Below are 16,995 nucleotides of genomic sequence, written 5' to 3'. Positions count from 1 at the left end.
GCTATGGAACAGGTCACAATCGAACGGCTCGGGCATCAGGGCGACGGCATTGCCGCCGGTCCCACCTTTGTGCCCGGCACTCTGCCCGGCGAGACCGTCGAGGGCGAGATCACCGGCGGCGTTATGGATGCGCCGCGTATCGTCACGCCCTCGGAGATGCGGGTTAGCGCGCCGTGCCGCCACGCGAAAAGCTGCGGCGGCTGTCAGTTGCAGCACGCGCGGCCGGATTTCGTCGCCGACTGGAAGCAAGGCGTGGTGCGCCACGCGCTGGCCGCGCATGGGATCGAGACCGAGTTCCGCGAGATCGCCACATCGCCCGAGGCGACTCGCCGCCGCGCGGGATTTTCGGCCCGCCGCACCAAGAAGGGCGCGCAGGTCGGCTTTCACCGCAAGCGTTCGGACGTCATCGTCGAAGTGCCCGATTGCCGCGTGGTTGACCCGCGGCTCACCGCGGCGCTGCCGATGGTCGAGGCGCTGGCGGTGCTCGGCGCCAGCCGCAAGGGGGAGCTTTCGGTGCTGGTGACCACCAGCCTCGGCGGGCTTGATGTGGTGGTGAAGGGCGGCAAGGAGGCCGACGCGCAGATGCAGCAGTCGCTCTCGGAGCTTGCCCGCGCCTATGATTGCGCCCGTATCGCATGGGGGGAGGACGTGGTGCTGACCCGCCGCCCGCCGAACCAGAAGATGGGCCGCGCCGAAGTGGCGCCGCCGCCGGGTGCCTTCCTGCAGGCCACGCCGCAGGGCGAGGCCGCGCTGCTCGAGGACGTGCGCGGCTATGTGCAGGGCGCGAGCCATGTGGTCGATCTCTTCGCCGGATGCGGCACTTTCGCGCTGCCGCTGGCCGAGGCCGCGCGGGTGCATGCGGTCGAGGGCGACAAGGCGATGACGCAGGCGCTGGACCACGGCTGGCGTCACGCGCAGGGCCTGCGCCATGTGACCACCGAAGCGCGCGATCTGTTCCGCAATCCGCTGCTGCCGCAGGAGCTGGCGCGATTCGACGCCGCGGTGATCGACCCGCCGCGCGCCGGGGCCGAAGCGCAGGTGGCGCAGCTTTGCGAGGCGCGGATTCCGCGGATCGCGTTCGTCTCGTGCAATCCGGTGACTTTCGCCCGCGATGCGGCGGCGCTCTTGCGCGCGGGCTATGCGCTCGACGGGCTGCGGGTGGTGGATCAGTTCCGCTGGTCGACCCACGTGGAACTCGTCGCCGGGTTCAGCCTGCGCTAAGTAAGGCGGCTATTTGTCGGGAACTTCGATCAATTCTTGCTAACTCCACCTATCGCGATGCCGCTGCGTGAGCTATCATTGCGGCATAAAAAGAACGAGTGGACAGGCAAGATGTATATTGGCAGGCACTTAATGGTGCTGGCGGCAGTGTTGCTGCTTGCTGCCTGTGGCGGTGGGCAGCCAGAATCGCGGTTCAAGACATACCGTGGTCCAGCAGTGACTCATGTCGTCGTGCATAAGGGCGCGCGGAAGATGTATCTTCTGCATCACGACCAGATCATGAAGGTCTATAACGTCGGCCTCGGGTTCAACCCGGAGGGCGACAAGAAGGTCGAGGGCGACGGCAAGACGCCAGAGGGCCTTTATTTCATTGATCGGCGCAATCCCAATTCACGCTTCCACCTCAGTCTCGGGATCGACTATCCCAACGCTGCCGACCGCGCCGAGGCCCGGTATCTCGGCAAGAGTCCGGGCGGAGACATCTTCATTCACGGACGCCCGGCCGCCTATCAGAACGGCATCTGGGATTGGACGTGGGGCTGCATCGCCGTCACCGACCGCGAGATGGAAGACATCTACTCGATGATCCGCACCGACAATCCGACACCGATTCTGATCATGCCCTGACAGGGGCGTGTGAAGACATTCGACGGGCCGCCCAATGGGGCGGCCCTTTTTCGTAGCGAACACGGCTAGCGCAGGGAGGGAGGTCGCCGGCGCGCCGTCTAGGCCTTTGCCGCTTTTTTCGCGATGTCGGCTCTGAAATTGGATGTCAGGATCATATGATCTGGAAGCGGCGGACTGATCGAGCCACCATTGAACAGGTACCGGGTCACCGCGTACCGCCGTACAATCTCGAATGTGAGAACCACGCCGACGAGGGTCAGGACATTGATGATCAGCATCTCGAGTTCTGCCGAGAAGGAGATGGTTTGGAAAATGACGCCCATCGGTCTGAAGAACGCCTCATGGGCCAGATACATGACCAAAGACCCGGAGACGAAGTAGCGAATAATGGGGTTCGGCTTGTCGAAGAACTTGAAAATATAGAAAAAGAAAAGCGAAGAAATCAGGACTCCTCCGATCCCTGAGGCAGCAAGATGAACCACGGTTGCCGCCGTTTTTGTCCAACCACTTCCCAATCCGTCTTTGTAGAACGCGAAGTAGGTGAGGCAGTAGATCAGCAGCAGGAGAACCGCCAAGAGTCGCTGAATAGCTCCGGGCTGGAAAATCGCGTCATAGAGCTTCCGATCTTGGAAAATCACGGCTCCCGCAAAGAATAGCGGGGCGTAGCTGACGATATTTCTCAAGTAGGGTCCGGTGATGTCATTTCCCAAGACCTTGGCCAACACAATGCCAGCAAACGGCGCTACGAGGGGAAGGAAGACCAGCACGGCGAACGGGTGGCAGAATAGCCTGCGCATCTTTGAGTGGAACCTGTCAGGTAGAGAGGCTCGAACTGTGTAGTAGAGTGCGATCGCGCAGCAGTAGACCAGCAACACCACGATGAACCAGCGGTGATTGACCCACGTGAACGGGAAGGTGGTTAACGTATCCGCAAAGGCTTCAGCCGAGGTCATGCCCGTGCCGAGATTGGCCCAGTAGACTTCCCACCCTCCGAGAGCAAGAAGCGAGGCTAAGAGCGGGATCAGGAGCCGCGTGAGTCGATTTTTCATCCAATCTTTTGGGCTTCGGCGATCAAGGAGCATCGCGGCAAAGAAACCGGCCAGAATGAAAAATCCGGGCATGCGAAACGAGTGAACCACTGCAGTGATCAGGCTGGCGAGGAAAGATTGCTCGCCGGAATCTATGACCCAACCTCCTGATATGCGGTACATTTCAGAGATATGAAAAGGTATTCCCAAGAGGAGCATGATCGCTCGGCCGCTGTCGAGCGCGTGATATCTTTTTCGAACGGGCTTAATGTCTGCTTCGCTCATGAAGGCACCTAAAATAAGAATTAGCTTTGATTTTTGGCGGCAGTTGTTGCCTGTCAAGAAAAGGGCACCGCTCTGGGCGGGTCTTGGCCTGTCTCAGGGGCTAAAGGCGGCAGGCTGCACAGGCTTGAGGCTTGGCGCCACTTTTATGTCGAATTTTAGAAGTGCATCGCGGTCGATTGAGAGGAAACTTAGATCCCTTTACGATCTCGGACTCAGACTGTGTGACTGTGGAAGCAAGCACCGCAAGCGAGCAAGAAAGTCCCAAACAGCAAAAGGCCGCCCCAAGGGACGGCCTGTCACTCAATCTGTCGTGGCGCTCAGAGGCTGCCGATCAAAGACCGGCGGTCAGGGTGCCCGGCGTCGGCGCGAGGTCTGGTGCGCCCATCACCATGGTCCACCAGATTTTGCCGCCCGGCTCTTGGAACCACGAAAAGCCCATTTCGCGGGCGCTTGGGTCGAGGATGACGTCGCGGGTCGGCGCGTCTTCCATCCATGCCGCGAGGGTCTCGAGCTCCGACTCATAGGTCTCGGAGATGTTTTCGCCCAGCAGACGTCCGGCGTAACCGACGCGCTGCACGCGGTCGATCGGCGAGGAGCCATCCGAGCCGAAGTGCCACGGGCGGTTCTGCACCGCCATGTCGCGCGAATGGGTGGCGGCGGCGGCGTTGAGCTTGGAGTTCAGCTGCACCGCGGGCACACCGCGCGCCTGACGCAGCGCGTTGACCGAATCGAGCATGTTGTACTCGATCTTGCCGGAGTCCTTATCGTCGATGCGGTAGACGCGCGGCAGCGGCTTGCCATCCGGGCCGAGTTGCGGCGGTGCCACCGACGACGCACAGGCCGCCGCTAGAAATCCGGAGGAAAGCAGGAGAAACGTGCGTCTGTTCATGTTGGCTGGCCTTCGCGTCCCACGTGTTTTGCTATTGCGTTCACCACATAGCCCGCCGGGGGCATCGGATCAAACCCACATGCATGTGATCGCCCATACACACTGCCGTTTGATTTGCGACTGCGGCCACGCCGCCATATCATGGGGAACCTGCAGCGGCTCTCGGACGTAAGTCTGGCGAGCTGTCAAAAGCATATTTCACTAACGTGGCTCGAGAGGACAATCACGCCATGGCAAAGACACCATATTCGCGTCGCGCCTTCCTTGCCGGGTCGGCTGCGCTTGCGGGGGCGGCGGCGAGCCCCGCGCTCGCACAGAGCTACAACGGGTCCGGCACGGTTGAGATGGAAGGCGATATCTCGAAGGTCATCCGCCACAACATCTCGAGCTTCCGCACGCTCGACTGGCAGCCCTACTTCAGCAACCTGAACAAGGGCGCGGTGCTGGTCGATATTTCGTCGCGGGCTCTGCACTTCTGGGAACAGAACGGCACCTATCACCTTTATCCGTCGTCGGTTCCGCTGACCGACGATCTGACCCGCAAGGGCCGGACGCAGGTGGTTCTGAAAGACCCGAGTCCCGATTGGCGCCCCACGCCGTCGATGAAAGAGCGCAACCCCGAGTGGCCCGATTACGTGCCGCCGGGCCCGGACAACCCGCTTGGCACCCGTGCGCTGCACCTGAGCTGGACCTACTACCGGATCCACGGCACGCATGACACGCGCAAGATCGGGCGTCGCTCGTCGAACGGCTGCATCGGCCTATACAACGAGCACATTGAGGCACTTTACGAGATGGCTCAGGTCGGGACGCAAGTGTTGCTGATTTGACCACAGGGAAAGAAGCCGAAAAAACTGATCATTAACTTGGGTTTGCAATATCGGCGGATTACTGCTTAGACATTGTGCACGAGGTAAGTCTTGGAGCTTGCCGTGGACAATTTTCAGACGACCGCGGCAGGCGTTTATCTGGAGGATAATATGAAAAAACTCGCGCTCGCCGCCGCGCTCGCAGCTTCCGCAACTTCGGCAATGGCCGGTTCCTATGCCAAGGATGACGTGGTCATGGAACCCGTCGTCGTGGTCGAAGAGACCCAGGCATCGTCCTCGTCGGCTGGCATCGTGATCCCGCTGATCCTGCTCGCCGTCGTGGCAGCAGCCGCGTCGACCGACTGACCCTAAGTCACGGCTGATAAAGGAAAAGGCGGCGCATCTGCGCCGCCTTTTTCTATGTCTTGGTACGGGATGCGGGGCTGCGGCAGGCGGTGATCCCGCCGCGCCGCGCGACCGCGCTTACTTCAGCCAGCCCTGCAGGTTCTCGTCGATCACCGTGCTCAGCGCTTCGATATGCGCGGCATCATCGTTGAGGCAGGGGATATAGGTGAACTCTTCGCCGCCCGCATGCTCGAAGCTCTCGCGAATCTCTTCGTTGATCTCTTCGAGCGTTTCGATGCAATCGGCGGAAAACGCCGGGGCGATCACGGCGATCCGCTTCTTGCCCTCGTCCTTGGCGATCCGCGCGACCTCTTCCACGGTGTAGGGCTTGAGCCATTCTTCGGGGCCGAAAACCGACTGGAAGGTGGTGCGGATCTCGGTCTTGTCCCAGCCGAGCCGCTCGCGCAGCAGCCGCGTCGATTTCTGGCACTGGCAGTGATAGGGATCGCCCTGCATCAGATAGCGTTTGGGCATCCCGTGGTACGACACCACAAGCATCTCGGGCTTTTGCTCCTTCGCGGCATAGGCACGTTCGACCGATTGCGCCAGCGCCTCGATATAGGCCGGGTGTTCGAAATAGGGATCGACGACGCGGGCGGTGGGCTGCCACGGCTCGTCCATCAGCGCCTTGAAGAAGGCGTCATTTGCGGTGGCAGAGGTCGCGCCGGCGTATTGCGGGTAGAGCGGGAAGAACAGGATCTTGCGGCAGCCCGCCTCGGTCATCGCCTTGACCTTGGATTTGGTCGAAGGGTTGCCGTAGCGCATGCAGAAATCGACCATAACCTGATCGCCGTAGCGCGCCTTCATCGTCTCGGCGATGGCGGCGGTCTGCGCCTTGGTGATCGTCATCAGCGGGCTCTCGCCCAGATCTTCGTTCCAGATCGACTTGTAGTTTGCGCCCGAGGAGAAGGGCCGTTTGCTCAGGATGATCAACTGCAGCAGCGGCTGCCATTTCCACTTCGGATAGTCGATGACACGCTGGTCCGAGAGGAACTCGGACAGGTAACGGCGCATGGGCCAATAGCTGTAGTGATCGGGCGTGCCGAGGTTGGCGAGCAGGATTCCGACTTTTTCGCGTGGGAGCGCCGGGTGGTCGGCGGGGGCCTGGGCGGGACGGATCGGGCCTGGGGTCATGTCGTTCATGCGTTCTGTTCCCTCAAAGTCACGCGCTAGGTAACGCGAATTTAGAATGATTCAATCCTTAAGCGGGGTTTCCCTCGCGCCGAGCGCGTCAGCGAGACGATGCGCCGCACTTCCGGGGCGCAGCGGCTTTTGCTGGCTCTCGTCGGGTGCCCAGCCGGTCAGCGTGACAAGCTCGAAGGTGGCGCGCAGCCGACCGTCCTCGCGGGCGTAGGTTTCGGCGTAGATCTCGGCGGCGCGCAGCAACACCGCGCGGCGGGTGGGGCGGCGCAGCCGGGCGCCAAGCGCGTTGCTCTCTCCCATGCTGCGCAGATCGCGCATGAGGTGCAGCGCCGAAGAATAGCTGACATCCAGCGGCAGGGAGTCGGCCACCGGCAGGGCAAGCCCCGCGCGCTGCAGCAGCGCCCCCAGATCACGGATTTCGCCCATGGGCAGGACGCGGGGTGAAAGCCCGCCGCTGATCTCGATCTCGGCCTGACCAAGCGCGGCGCGCAGTTCCGCCAGCGTTTCGCCTCCGAAAGCCAGCGTGATGTTCAGCCCGTCGGCGCTGAGCGCGCGGCGGCATTGGATCAGCTGACCCACCGGGTCGTTGGCCCAATGCAGCGCCAGCGCGTGGATCACCAGATCATGCGCGCCGACCTCAAGATCGAGCACATCGTCATCGGGGATGATCTTTGCGCCGGGCAGCAGACCCTGCCAGACCTCGGGGTAGGGGGTGACGATGGCCGGAGATTTGAACTCTCTATTAACCATCATGAGCCGATCCTGCGCTTCATCGCGCGCGGCCTCATGCAGAAACAGCGCCCTGCGCAGATCGTCCGAACGGCGCGCGCGGGCCCGGTGCTGCGCAAGCGCGGCGCGGTCGATGAGCTGCGGGGCCGGTCTGTCGGTCGGGCGATTGGGCTGGCTGGACATGAAAGGTTGATAGGATGCGGCGCGAGCACTTGCAAACCTTGATGCGCGGCGCGCTGGCGCTGGTGTATCCGCCGCGCTGCCTGCTCTGCGGCGGGCTGGTCGAAAGCGATCACGGGCTCTGCGGGCCGTGCTGGCGCGACACGCCCTTCCTTGGCGGGCTTTGCTGCGATCTCTGCGCCGCGCCGCTGCCGGGGCACTCGCAGCAGGCCGAGATCTGCGACAGCTGCCGTGCAGAAGGTAGGCCGTGGGCGCATGGCAGCGCGGCGCTGCTGTATCGGGACAATGGCCGAAAGCTGGTCCTGATGCTCAAACATGGCGACCGCCATGATATCGCGCGCCCCGCCGCGGTCTGGATGGCGCGCCGCCTGCAGGGGCGGGTGCCCAATGATGCGCTGGTGGTGCCGGTGCCGCTGCATCTGGGCCGCCACCTGCGCAGGCGCTACAATCAATCCGCGCTGCTTGGCGTGGCTCTGGGCGGGCTGCTGGGGCTGCAGCACGTGCCGGACGCGCTATTGCGGCGCCGCGCCACCCCGTCGCTCGATGGCAAGGGGCGCGACGCGCGGTTCGCCACGCTCGAGGGCGCGATCGTCGCCGACCCACGCAACCGCGTCCCGCTCAGGGGCCGCAACGTGCTGCTGGTCGATGATGTGATGACCTCCGGGGCGACGCTTTCCGCAGCGTCTCTGGCCTGCAAAGAGGCAGGGGCGGCACAGGTCGTGGTCTCGGTACTGGCGCGCGTTGCAAAGGATACCTAAATCCCTGAAAGATGGGCTGCCAGTCAGCCGGAAAGGGAAACGCGTATGAAACCGATCGAGATCTACACCACCCCCACTTGCGGCTTTTGCGTCGCCGCCAAGCGGCTGCTGAACCAGAAGGGCGCAGAGTTTATCGAAATCAACGTCGCCGCCGAACCCGAGCGCCGCGCCGAGATGACCCAGCGCGCCAATGGCGGGCGCACCGTGCCGCAGATCTTTGTGGGCGAGACCCATGTGGGGGGCTGCGACGAACTTTACGCCATGGAACGCGCGGGCAAGCTCGATCCGCTGCTCGCTGGCTGATAGAGGCGGGAAATGACAAAGGCATCGCTGCATATCAGGCCGCCGGCCCTTCCGGCGCAGACCCCCGCAAGCGGGCGTGCGGTGCCGTGCAAGTCAGGCGTGGGGCGGGCGGTATGAGCTCGCCCGCCGACGCCCTCGCCATCTCGCTGTTCAGCGAGCTGCTGACCGCTGACCAGCTGCTGCGCAACCGGCTGACCCGCGTGCTGCCGAACCGCATGGAAATCTCGCATTTCTCGGTGCTCAACCATCTCGCAAGGGTGCAGGGGGAACGCAGCCCGGCGCAGTTGGCGCGCAGCTTCCACGTGACGCGCGGCGCGATGACCAACACGCTCACCAAGCTCGAGATAGCGGGCTATGTGCACATCAGGCCCGACTGGGATGACGCGCGGCGCAAGATGGTCTCGATCAGCCCCGCCGGGAATCGCGCCCGCGAGGCGGCGCTGGCGGCCATGGCGCCGGTGATCTCGGAAATGGTGCGCGATCTGGGGGCCGACAAAGTGCGCGCGGCGCTGCCTGTGCTGCGCGAATTGCGCCTCAAGCTCGAGGCCGACTGACCCGCCTGGCTGACCTTGCGTCAGGGTTTATGTGGAAATTCGCCGAAAAACTATGCAATCTGAGGGTGACCCGGCAGTGCCTGTTCACCTTTTCTTAACCTAGCGTCAGATTTTTCGCCTCCGGGTCCGCCTATTCGAAAGAATAGAGCAGCGACATATGGAGGCCGGAATGAGCACTGCCAGCAAGAAACTCTCTTTGACGACCAAGGTGATGATCGGCATGGGTGCCGGTTTCGCACTGGGCGTCATCCTCAACCTTCTTCAGATCGGCTGGATCAACGAGCACGTCGTCGGCGGCTTCTTCGGCATGGTGGGGCGCATGTTCGTCAATGCCCTGCAGATGCTGGTGGTGCCGCTGGTGTTCTTCTCGCTGATCTGCGGCGTGGCCGGGATCGGCGACATCCGCATTCTTGGCCGCGTCGGCGGCAAGTCCTTCGGGCTCTACCTGCTGACCACCGGCACGGCCATCGCGGTGGCGATCATCATCGCGCTGGTGGTGGCACCGGGCAGCGGCTTTACCATCGAGGGCGTGGACACCTCGGGCGTGACCGGCAAGGACGCCCCAACGGTCTGGGAGACCTTCGCCGCCATCGTGCCGCGCAACCCGGTCGCGGCCTTCGCCAGCGGCGAGATGCTGCAGATCATCTTTTACACCATCATTCTGGGCATGGCCGCGCTGATGCTGGGCGAGCGTTCGACAGGGTTCGTCGATGCCTGCGAATACATGAACGAGCTGATGATGAAGGTGGTCGAGGTTGTCATGGCCTTTGCGCCCTATGGCGTCTTCTGCCTGATCGCGAAAACCTTCACCGAGCAGGGCATCGGGCTTTTCCTTCCGGTGATCACCTATGTGGCGGTTCTGGTGGGCGCGCTGCTGCTGCATCTCTTCGTGACGCTGATGCTCTACCTCAAGGTCTTCTCGGGCCTCGATCCCATCATGTTCATGAAGAAGATCCGCCCGGCGCAGATCTTCGCCTTCTCCACCGCCTCGTCGAACGCGACGATCCCCGTCACCCTGCGTGCGGTGACCGAGCGGATGGGGGTGAACAACTCGGTGGCGTCCTTCACCGTGCCCTTCGGCGCGACGATCAACATGGATGGCACGGCGATCATGCAGGGCGTGGCCACGGTGTTTCTGGCCAATGTCTACGGCATCGACCTTGGCGTCGGCGGCTATCTGACGGTGATCGGCATGGCGGTTCTGGCCTCCATCGGCACCGCGGGTGTGCCCGGCGTGGGCATGGTGATGCTGACCATGGTGCTGGGGCAGGTGGGGCTGCCGATCGAGGGCATCGCGCTGATCCTCGGCGTCGACCGTCTGATGGATATGATCCGCACCGCGGTGAACATCACCGGCGACGCGGTGGTCACCGCGATTGTCGCCAAGACCGAGGGTCAGATCGACATGGACGTCTACCGCGATCCGACGGCCGGTGTGGTGATCGACGATCTGCACATCGACCCCGAAGCCGAGGCCGAACTTGCGGCCCACGCACGGCGCCCGGCGGAGTAAGGAAGCGTTCAACACGAGCCACGCAGCGCCTGCCCGTGGGGAGGCGCTGCTACATTGGTGGTGCAGGCATTTATGGCACCATCGACTGATACGGTCGTACGGCTAGGAAGGCAATCAAAGCGCCTGCCCAGGGGGCGGGCAGGCGCTGCGCGGCGGCTTCGCCTTGATTCCGCGCCGGGCCTTCCCTCAGCTCTCGGGTTTCAGCGCCGCCGTGACGTAGTTCACCGTCAGGTCCCGGTCCGAGATCGACCAGCGCCAGCTCACCGGGTTGAAGACATAGCCCTTGCGGTCCACCGGCGTCAGCCCAGCCTTGCGCATGAATTCGTAAAGCTCGTCCGGCGTGATGAACTTGTTCCACTCATGCGTGCCCTTCGGCAGCCAGCGCATCACCCATTCGGCACCGACGATGGCCATGGCAAAGCTCTTGGCGTTGCGGTTGATCGTCGAGCACAGGTGCAGCCCGCCGGGCTTCAGCAGCGCGCAGCAGGCATCGAGATAGGCCTGCGGATCGGCCACATGCTCGACCACCTCCATGTTCAGCACCACGTCGAACTGCTCGCCCGCTTCGGCCAGCGCCTCGGCGGTGGAGAAGCGATAGTCGATCTCCAGCCCCGACTGTTCGGCATGGGTCTGCGCCACCGGAATGTTGCGCTCGGCGGCATCCACGCCGACGATCTCGGCCCCGAGACGCGCCATCGGCTCGCACAGAAGCCCGCCGCCGCAGCCGATGTCGAGGATGCGCAGCCCTTCGAAGGGACGCGGCGCGGAAAGGTCGCGATCATACTCGCCCGCGATCTGCGTCGTGATATAATCGAGACGCACCGGGTTCATCATGTGCAACGGCTTGAACTTTCCGTTCGGGTCCCACCATTCTGCCGCCATGGCTTCGAACTTGGCGACTTCGGACGGATCGACGGTCAGGGTCATATTTTCGGTATCCCGTTTCCTTTTGGGCTCAACAGCCAATATAGAGGTTCCATGGACAAATACCCGGGCCAAAAGAGCGCAGTGCAACATCTCTATCCCGCGATCGACCCGTTCGACCAGCGCATGCTCGACGTGGGCGACGGGCACAAGCTCTATGTAGAGCAATGTGGCAATCCGGCAGGGATTCCCGTGATCGTGCTGCATGGCGGCCCCGGCGGCGGCTGCAGCCCTGCCATGCGCCGCTATTTCGATCCTGATGTCTACCGCGTGGTGCTGTTCGATCAGCGCGGATGCGGGCGCTCCACGCCGCATGCCAGCGTCGAGAACAACACCACGTGGCACCTCGTGGCCGACATCGAGCTCATTCGCCAGTTGCTCGAGATCGACAAGTTCATCGTCTTCGGTGGCAGTTGGGGCGCGACGCTCTCGCTGGTCTATGCGATCAGCCACCCCGAGCACGTGCGCAACCTCGTGCTGCGCGGCGTCTTCATGATGACGCAGGCCGAGCTCGATTGGTTCTACGGCGGCGGCGCGGGGCATTTCTGGCCCGAGACATGGGCGCGGTTCGAGGGGCTGATCCCCGAAGCGGAACGCGGCGACCTCATCGGCGCCTATCACCGGCGGCTGTTCTCGGGCGACCTGCGCGAGGAAGTGCGTTTTGCCCGTGCTTGGTCGAGCTGGGAGAACGCGCTGGCCTCGGTGTACTCCAACGGCCATGGCGGCGAGGCTCCGGCAGAATACGCCCGCGCCTTCGCCCGGCTGGAGAACCACTATTTCGTCAACGCGGGCTTCCTCGAGGAAGACGGCTGGATCCTCAACAACGCCGAGCGCCTGCGCGGCATTCCCGGTGTCATCGTGCAGGGCCGCTACGACATGATCTGCCCGCCGCGCCGCGCGTGGGAACTGTCGCAGGCTTGGGCGGGCGGTGAGCTGCGGATGATCCGCAACGCCGGCCACGCGCTCTCTGAGCCCGGCATCAGCGCCGAACTGGTGCGGGTGATGGACCAGATCGCCTCGCTCGACAGTCTCGCCAGCGGCTTCGGATCCTGACCGGGGTGGCGCGGGGGCGGCGCGACCGCTCTGCCTGAAATCCGCGCGCGCCGCGTGCCGCTGTCGCAGGTTTGACCGCGGGACTGTTGCACCAAGGCAGGCAGAGGTGCAGAGTGCTGAGCGCAAGTTTCACCCGCCTCAGGAGCGCCGCCGCCCATGACCGTCATCCGCCGCCGCCGCGTGCTGCAATCGGCCCTCGCCGCCGCCGTCCTCGGCGCGTCGGGTCTGGCTGGCGCAGGGGCCGTGGCGGGGGCGTCGCGCGGCGGGTATTTCCGCGCCGCCCTCGGCGGGGCGCGCGGCACCGACAGCTGGGATGCGCGCACCCACAGCGGCAGCTTCATGGCCGCCGCGGCGCAGGGCGCGGTCTTTGACACGTTGACCGAAGTGGGCGCCGATGGTGCGCTGCGCGGCGAGCTGGCCACAGGCTGGCGCGCCTCCTCCGACGCCCGGGTCTGGACCTTCGACCTGCGCCCCGGCGTGCGTTTCCATAATGGCAAACCCTTCGGTGCCGAAGACGTGCTGGCCTCGCTGGCGCTGCACCGCGACGCCGCATCCCCGGCGCGGCCCATCGTGGCCGAGATCGACGAGATGCGCGCCACCGCACCGCATCAGGTCGAGTTCACGCTGGCCACCGGCAATGCCGATTTTCCCTATCTGATGGCCGACTATCACCTGCTGATCTACCCCGCTGGGCAGATCACCGAGGCCATGACGCGCGGCATCGGCACCGGCCTTTACCGGGTCGAGCGCTTCGAGCCCGGCCGCCGGTTCATCGGCCGCCGTGTGGCCGAGCACTATAAGGACGGTCGCGCGGGCTGGTTCGATGGCGTGGACTTCCTCGCGCTGAACGACCCGCAAGAGCGGCTGGAGGCGCTGCGCTCGGGCCGTGTCGACGCCATCGACCGGCTGCCCGCCGCCGAGCTGGCCGCGCTGCAAGCCGAGCCGCGCTTCACGGTCCAAAGCCTTGCGGGCAACCAGCACTACGGCTTTGCCCTGCGCACCGATCTCGCGCCCTTCGCCGATCCGCACCTGCGACAGGCGCTGAAGGCGGCGGTGGACCGCGAGGCGATGGTCGCCGAGGTGCTGCACGGCCACGGCCGCATCGGTCAGGACAGCCCGATCGGTCCCGCCAACCCCTATTTCGCCGCGCTCGAGCCGCAGGCGTTCGATCCAGAGCGCGCCCGCTGGCATCTGGCGCAGGCGGGGCACGAGGGTGCCGTGCTGCCGATGCTGGTGTCGGAGGCTGCCTTTGATGGCGCGGGCCGGGCTGCCGAGCTGTACCGCGACAGCGCCGCGCAGGCGGGTATCACGCTCGATCTGCGGGTTCTGCCCTCGGACACGCAATGGCCGCGCGACAGCGCCGGGTTCCGCGCCGGTGGCTGGTCTGGCCGCGCCACCGAGGATTGGGCGTTTTCCACCGTGCTCACCGAAGGCGCGCCGTGGAACGCCACGCGCGGCGGCAGCGGGCGCTTCGGGCAATTGCTGCGCGAGGCGCGGGCGGAGTTCGACAGCGCCCGCCGCGCCGAGCTTTACGCCGAGATGCAGCGGCTCAGCCGCGACGAGGGCGGGCTGATCCTGCCGATGTACGCCAATCACCTGCAGGCGCATTCGGCCCGCATCGCGACGCCTGCGCGCGTTGGCGCCATGCGCGCAATGGACGATTCGCGCATGGCAGAACGCTGGTGGATGGCCTGAGTTAGGGCCTCTGGCGCGCGACCTGAGACTGGCTCAGAGCTTGTCGTCGTAATCCGACACCAGCAGGTGCAGCGGTGCCACGTCTTCCTCAATGTCCGAAAACCGTCCCAGCGGCTCGGCAAATATATTATCGGTCAGATCGTCGTTCACCGTCGAGACCTCGCCGATCAGCACGTCGCTGCCCTCGCCCCAGAAGGCATGCCAGGTGGTCGGAAAGAGCGTCACCGACTCCCCCGGCGCCAGCTTCAGAAGGCCGCCCGCGGGCAGGCTGCGCTCCATCCCGTCACAGAGCACCGTGACCTGCGCATCGCGGTCGATCTCGCCCTCCGGCATGGCCGCGAAAAGCTCCAGCACCAGCGTGCCACCGCCGCGGTTGATGATGTCCTCGACCTTGAGGTCATGGCGGTGCATCGGGCTCAGCTGGTTCTGGCGCGAGATCATGATCTTCTCGGCGTAGAGCATGGCGCTGCGCTGGCCAAGATCGCTGCTCAGCCCGTTGCGGGTGGTGAAGAGAAAGAGCCCAAGCTCATCGAATTTCCCGCCGCCGTAGTCGGTGACGTCCCAGCCCATGCGCCGACGCTTGATCTCACCGTTCTCCGAGGCCTTCAGCCCTTCCGGGGTGAGATAGGCGAAAGGCGGCAGCGCGTAGCCATGGCTGCGGATGAACGCCTCGCTGGCGCGCAGGATCTCATTGACGTGGGAGCGTTTCATCGCGGGTCTCCTCCTTGCGGTGTTGGCGCGAACATACCCGCCGCCGGGGAGATGCGGTAGAGGCCGGACGCCTCCGGCGGGCGTATTTGAAAAAGAGAAGAAGGAAGGACCGCGCCCTGCTTCTTCTCTTTGAAAATACGCCGGGGGGTGTGGGGGGCTGGCCCCCCACTGATAGGCGCGACGCGGGGGGCGGGCCCCCGCGCGCCTGTCTTACAGCACGTAGCGGCTGAGGTCGGTCGAGCGGGTCAGCTCGCCGAGGTGTTTCTCGACGAAGACTTCGTCCACGGTCACTTCCGTGTCCGGCTGGTCGGGGGCGGCGAAGCTCAGCTCCTCGAACACCCGTTCCATCACCGTGTAGAGCCGCCGCGCGCCGATGTTCTCGACGCTCTCGTTGACCTCCGCGGCGATCTTTGCCAGCGCGCTGATGCCGCCTTCGGTGAAGGTGACGGTGACCTTCTCGGTGGCCATGAGCGCGGTGTACTGGCGCGTCAGTGCGTTGTCGGTCTCGGTGAGGATGCGCACGAAGTCTTCCTCGGTGAGCGCCCGCAGGTTCACTCGGATCGGCAGGCGGCCCTGCAGTTCGGGCAGCAGGTCCGACGGCTTCGCGATGTGGAAGGCGCCCGAGGCGATGAAGAGGATGTGGTCGGTCTTCACCGGGCCGTGCTTGGTGCTGACGGTGGTGCCCTCGATCAGCGGCAGCAGGTCGCGCTGCACGCCCTCGCGGCTGACGTCGCCGCCGCGGGCTTCCTGCCGCGCGGTGACCTTGTCGATCTCGTCGAGGAAGACGATGCCGTTCTGCTCCACCGCCTCCAGCGCGGCCAGCTTCACCTGCTCGTCGTCGAGCAGCTTGTCGGCCTCTTCGCTGATCAGCACCTCGTAGCTCTCCGCCACGGTCATCTTCTTGCGCGTGGTGCGCCCGCCGAAGGCTTTGCCGAAGATGTCGCCGAGGTTCATCATCCCCATGTTCTGGCCGGGCTGGCCGGGGATCTCCATGCCCGAGAAGGGCGAGGCGGTCTCGGCCACGTCAAGCTCGATCACCGTGTCGTCGAGCTCGCCGGTCTTCAGCTTCTTGCGGAACATCTCGCGGGTGCCCTCGCGGGCGTCCTCACCGGCGATGGCCGACAGCACGCGCTCCTCGGCGTTCTTATGCGCCGCAGCCTTCACGTCCTCGCGCATCCATTCGCGGGTCTGGGCGATGGCGGCATCCATGAGATCACGGATGATCTGCTCGACGTCGCGGCCAACGTAGCCAACCTCGGTAAACTTGGTGGCCTCGACCTTGATGAAGGGCGCGCGCGCCAGCTTGGCGAGGCGGCGCGAGATCTCGGTCTTGCCGACGCCGGTCGGCCCGATCATCAGGATGTTCTTGGGATAGACTTCGTCGCGCAGGTCGGCCGAGAGCTGCTTGCGGCGCCAGCGGTTGCGCAGCGCCACGGCCACGGCGCGCTTGGCGTCCTTCTGGCCGATGATGAAGCGGTCGAGTTCTGACACGATCTCGCGGGGGGTCAGGTCTGTCATGGTCGTCCTTTCAGGCTCTGTCTCAGGCTCTGTTTCAGGCCGAAATGGTTTCAACGGTCAGCTTGCCGTTGGTGTAGACGCAGATGTCGGAGGCGATGGCCATGGCGGTGCGGGCAATCGTCTCGGCGTCGTCTTCATAGGCGTAGAGCCCGCGCGCGGCGGCGAGCGCGAAATTGCCGCCCGAGCCGATGGCGGCGATGTCATGCTCGGGTTCGAGCACGTCGCCGGCGCCAGTGATCACGTAGAGATCCTTGCCGTCGGTGACGATCAGCATCGCCTCGAGCTTTTGCAGGTATTTGTCGGTGCGCCAGTCCTTGGCCAGTTCGACGCAGGCGCGCTGCATCTGGCCGGGCGACTGTTCGAGCTTACCTTCCAGCCGCTCGAGCAGGGTGAAGGCATCGGCGGTGGAGCCTGCAAAGCCGCAAACCACCTCGTGACCGCCGGGGGCGATGCGGCGCACCTTGCGCGCGGTGCCCTTGATGACGGTCTGGCCGAGGCTCACCTGCCCGTCACCCGCGACGACCACCTTGCCGCCCTTGCGGACGCCGATGATCGTGGTGCCGTGCCAGCCCGGAAATTCCTGATCGGACATTGTCTTTCCTTTCATGCTGGGCGCCATATGGGGGCTGGAACTTCCCCTCGCAAGGCGC

At 64.5% G+C, this 16,995-nt stretch carries 18 protein-coding genes; 10 read left to right on the top strand and 8 right to left on the bottom strand.

The genetic code is table 11. The annotated features are described in order from the left end of the window. Window positions 1-3: 3 nt before the first annotated feature. Complete coding sequence (locus AYJ57_RS07555) at window positions 4-1,221, top strand: class I SAM-dependent RNA methyltransferase (protein WP_066103381.1); 1,218 nt, start codon at window positions 4-6, stop codon at window positions 1,219-1,221. Window positions 1,222-1,473: 252 nt separating this feature from the next. Then, window positions 1,474-1,848: a L,D-transpeptidase family protein gene (locus AYJ57_RS07550; RefSeq protein WP_335739999.1), complete on the top strand. Its 375-nt coding sequence runs from the start codon at window positions 1,474-1,476 to the stop codon at window positions 1,846-1,848. A gap of 98 nt (window positions 1,849-1,946) precedes the next feature. Here the strand turns inward: AYJ57_RS07550 and AYJ57_RS07545 are convergent, their stop codons facing one another. Continuing rightward, window positions 1,947-3,161 (bottom strand): acyltransferase family protein, encoded by a 1,215-nt coding sequence (locus tag AYJ57_RS07545; protein ID WP_083191180.1) that lies wholly within the window; start codon window positions 3,159-3,161, stop codon window positions 1,947-1,949. Between the two features lie 331 nt (window positions 3,162-3,492). Then, complete coding sequence (locus AYJ57_RS07540; RefSeq protein WP_066103372.1) at window positions 3,493-4,050, bottom strand: CAP domain-containing protein; 558 nt, start codon at window positions 4,048-4,050, stop codon at window positions 3,493-3,495. A gap of 230 nt (window positions 4,051-4,280) precedes the next feature. Between AYJ57_RS07540 and AYJ57_RS07535 the strand changes: the two genes are divergently transcribed. Further along, window positions 4,281-4,880, top strand: coding sequence for a L,D-transpeptidase (locus tag AYJ57_RS07535; RefSeq protein ID WP_066103369.1), 600 nt, complete (start codon window positions 4,281-4,283; stop codon window positions 4,878-4,880). 150 nt (window positions 4,881-5,030) lie between these two features. Next, on the top strand, window positions 5,031-5,225 hold the full coding sequence (locus AYJ57_RS07530; protein WP_066106836.1) for a ferrochelatase: 195 nt from the start codon (window positions 5,031-5,033) through the stop codon (window positions 5,223-5,225). Between the two features lie 117 nt (window positions 5,226-5,342). Here AYJ57_RS07530 and hemH read toward each other — a convergent pair whose 3' ends face one another. After that, window positions 5,343-6,407, bottom strand: coding sequence for a ferrochelatase (gene hemH, locus AYJ57_RS07525; protein WP_066103366.1), 1,065 nt, complete (start codon window positions 6,405-6,407; stop codon window positions 5,343-5,345). Between the two features lie 51 nt (window positions 6,408-6,458). Next, a complete protein-coding gene (locus AYJ57_RS07520; RefSeq protein ID WP_066103363.1) occupies window positions 6,459-7,319 on the bottom strand; it encodes an SAM-dependent methyltransferase in 861 nt (286 codons plus the stop codon). Window positions 7,320-7,360: 41 nt separating this feature from the next. On the opposite strand from AYJ57_RS07520, the gene AYJ57_RS07515 reads away from it, so the two are divergent. The 4 genes from AYJ57_RS07515 (at window position 7,361) to AYJ57_RS07500 (ending at window position 10,444) form a co-directional block, all read left to right on the top strand. Continuing rightward, window positions 7,361-8,074 (top strand): ComF family protein, encoded by a 714-nt coding sequence (locus tag AYJ57_RS07515; protein WP_066106834.1) that lies wholly within the window; start codon window positions 7,361-7,363, stop codon window positions 8,072-8,074. A gap of 45 nt (window positions 8,075-8,119) precedes the next feature. Next, on the top strand, window positions 8,120-8,377 hold the full coding sequence (gene grxC / locus AYJ57_RS07510) for a glutaredoxin 3 (RefSeq protein ID WP_066103360.1): 258 nt from the start codon (window positions 8,120-8,122) through the stop codon (window positions 8,375-8,377). Window positions 8,378-8,490: 113 nt separating this feature from the next. Further along, the gene (locus tag AYJ57_RS07505; RefSeq protein WP_066103357.1) at window positions 8,491-8,931 is read left to right on the top strand and encodes a MarR family winged helix-turn-helix transcriptional regulator; all 441 of its coding nucleotides are present in this window, start codon (window positions 8,491-8,493) and stop codon (window positions 8,929-8,931) included. 169 nt (window positions 8,932-9,100) lie between these two features. Next, window positions 9,101-10,444: a dicarboxylate/amino acid:cation symporter gene (locus AYJ57_RS07500; RefSeq protein ID WP_224902069.1), complete on the top strand. Its 1,344-nt coding sequence runs from the start codon at window positions 9,101-9,103 to the stop codon at window positions 10,442-10,444. A gap of 186 nt (window positions 10,445-10,630) precedes the next feature. On the opposite strand, the gene ubiG is transcribed toward AYJ57_RS07500, so the two are convergent. Next, window positions 10,631-11,371: a bifunctional 2-polyprenyl-6-hydroxyphenol methylase/3-demethylubiquinol 3-O-methyltransferase UbiG gene (gene ubiG, locus AYJ57_RS07495; RefSeq protein WP_066103351.1), complete on the bottom strand. Its 741-nt coding sequence runs from the start codon at window positions 11,369-11,371 to the stop codon at window positions 10,631-10,633. A gap of 51 nt (window positions 11,372-11,422) precedes the next feature. On the opposite strand from ubiG, the gene pip reads away from it, so the two are divergent. Continuing rightward, on the top strand, window positions 11,423-12,421 hold the full coding sequence (pip, locus tag AYJ57_RS07490) for a prolyl aminopeptidase (protein WP_066103348.1): 999 nt from the start codon (window positions 11,423-11,425) through the stop codon (window positions 12,419-12,421). A gap of 156 nt (window positions 12,422-12,577) precedes the next feature. After that, the gene (locus tag AYJ57_RS07485; protein WP_066103345.1) at window positions 12,578-14,116 is read left to right on the top strand and encodes an ABC transporter substrate-binding protein; all 1,539 of its coding nucleotides are present in this window, start codon (window positions 12,578-12,580) and stop codon (window positions 14,114-14,116) included. Between the two features lie 33 nt (window positions 14,117-14,149). On the opposite strand, the gene AYJ57_RS07480 is transcribed toward AYJ57_RS07485, so the two are convergent. The 3 genes from AYJ57_RS07480 to hslV form a co-directional block, all read right to left on the bottom strand. After that, on the bottom strand, window positions 14,150-14,827 hold the full coding sequence (locus AYJ57_RS07480; RefSeq protein WP_066103343.1) for a D-lyxose/D-mannose family sugar isomerase: 678 nt from the start codon (window positions 14,825-14,827) through the stop codon (window positions 14,150-14,152). A gap of 210 nt (window positions 14,828-15,037) precedes the next feature. Continuing rightward, window positions 15,038-16,345, bottom strand: a complete 1,308-nt coding sequence (gene hslU / locus AYJ57_RS07475; RefSeq protein WP_066103340.1) for an ATP-dependent protease ATPase subunit HslU — start codon at window positions 16,343-16,345, stop codon at window positions 15,038-15,040. Window positions 16,346-16,379: 34 nt separating this feature from the next. Further along, window positions 16,380-16,937, bottom strand: coding sequence for an ATP-dependent protease subunit HslV (gene hslV, locus AYJ57_RS07470; protein WP_066103337.1), 558 nt, complete (start codon window positions 16,935-16,937; stop codon window positions 16,380-16,382). Window positions 16,938-16,995: the final 58 nt, after the last annotated feature.

It is taken from the genome of Salipiger sp. CCB-MM3, assembly GCF_001687105.1.
In the GTDB taxonomy this organism is placed as follows: Bacteria; Pseudomonadota; Alphaproteobacteria; order Rhodobacterales; family Rhodobacteraceae; genus Salipiger.
This window is presented reverse-complemented; position numbering and strand designations above follow the sequence as displayed.

Coding starts and splice junctions, on each gene's coding strand:
- AYJ57_RS07555 (WP_066103381.1), top strand. CDS start 4: ATGGAACAGGTCACAATCGAACGGCTCGGGCATCAGGGCGACGGCATT.
- AYJ57_RS07550 (WP_335739999.1), top strand. CDS start 1,474: ATGTATCTTCTGCATCACGACCAGATCATGAAGGTCTATAACGTCGGC.
- AYJ57_RS07545 (WP_083191180.1), bottom strand. CDS start 3,161: ATGAGCGAAGCAGACATTAAGCCCGTTCGAAAAAGATATCACGCGCTC.
- AYJ57_RS07540 (WP_066103372.1), bottom strand. CDS start 4,050: ATGAACAGACGCACGTTTCTCCTGCTTTCCTCCGGATTTCTAGCGGCG.
- AYJ57_RS07535 (WP_066103369.1), top strand. CDS start 4,281: ATGGCAAAGACACCATATTCGCGTCGCGCCTTCCTTGCCGGGTCGGCT.
- AYJ57_RS07530 (WP_066106836.1), top strand. CDS start 5,031: ATGAAAAAACTCGCGCTCGCCGCCGCGCTCGCAGCTTCCGCAACTTCG.
- hemH (WP_066103366.1), bottom strand. CDS start 6,407: ATGAACGACATGACCCCAGGCCCGATCCGTCCCGCCCAGGCCCCCGCC.
- AYJ57_RS07520 (WP_066103363.1), bottom strand. CDS start 7,319: ATGTCCAGCCAGCCCAATCGCCCGACCGACAGACCGGCCCCGCAGCTC.
- AYJ57_RS07515 (WP_066106834.1), top strand. CDS start 7,361: ATGCGCGGCGCGCTGGCGCTGGTGTATCCGCCGCGCTGCCTGCTCTGC.
- grxC (WP_066103360.1), top strand. CDS start 8,120: ATGAAACCGATCGAGATCTACACCACCCCCACTTGCGGCTTTTGCGTC.
- AYJ57_RS07505 (WP_066103357.1), top strand. CDS start 8,491: ATGAGCTCGCCCGCCGACGCCCTCGCCATCTCGCTGTTCAGCGAGCTG.
- AYJ57_RS07500 (WP_224902069.1), top strand. CDS start 9,101: ATGAGCACTGCCAGCAAGAAACTCTCTTTGACGACCAAGGTGATGATC.
- ubiG (WP_066103351.1), bottom strand. CDS start 11,371: ATGACCCTGACCGTCGATCCGTCCGAAGTCGCCAAGTTCGAAGCCATG.
- pip (WP_066103348.1), top strand. CDS start 11,423: ATGGACAAATACCCGGGCCAAAAGAGCGCAGTGCAACATCTCTATCCC.
- AYJ57_RS07485 (WP_066103345.1), top strand. CDS start 12,578: ATGACCGTCATCCGCCGCCGCCGCGTGCTGCAATCGGCCCTCGCCGCC.
- AYJ57_RS07480 (WP_066103343.1), bottom strand. CDS start 14,827: ATGAAACGCTCCCACGTCAATGAGATCCTGCGCGCCAGCGAGGCGTTC.
- hslU (WP_066103340.1), bottom strand. CDS start 16,345: ATGACAGACCTGACCCCCCGCGAGATCGTGTCAGAACTCGACCGCTTC.
- hslV (WP_066103337.1), bottom strand. CDS start 16,937: ATGTCCGATCAGGAATTTCCGGGCTGGCACGGCACCACGATCATCGGC.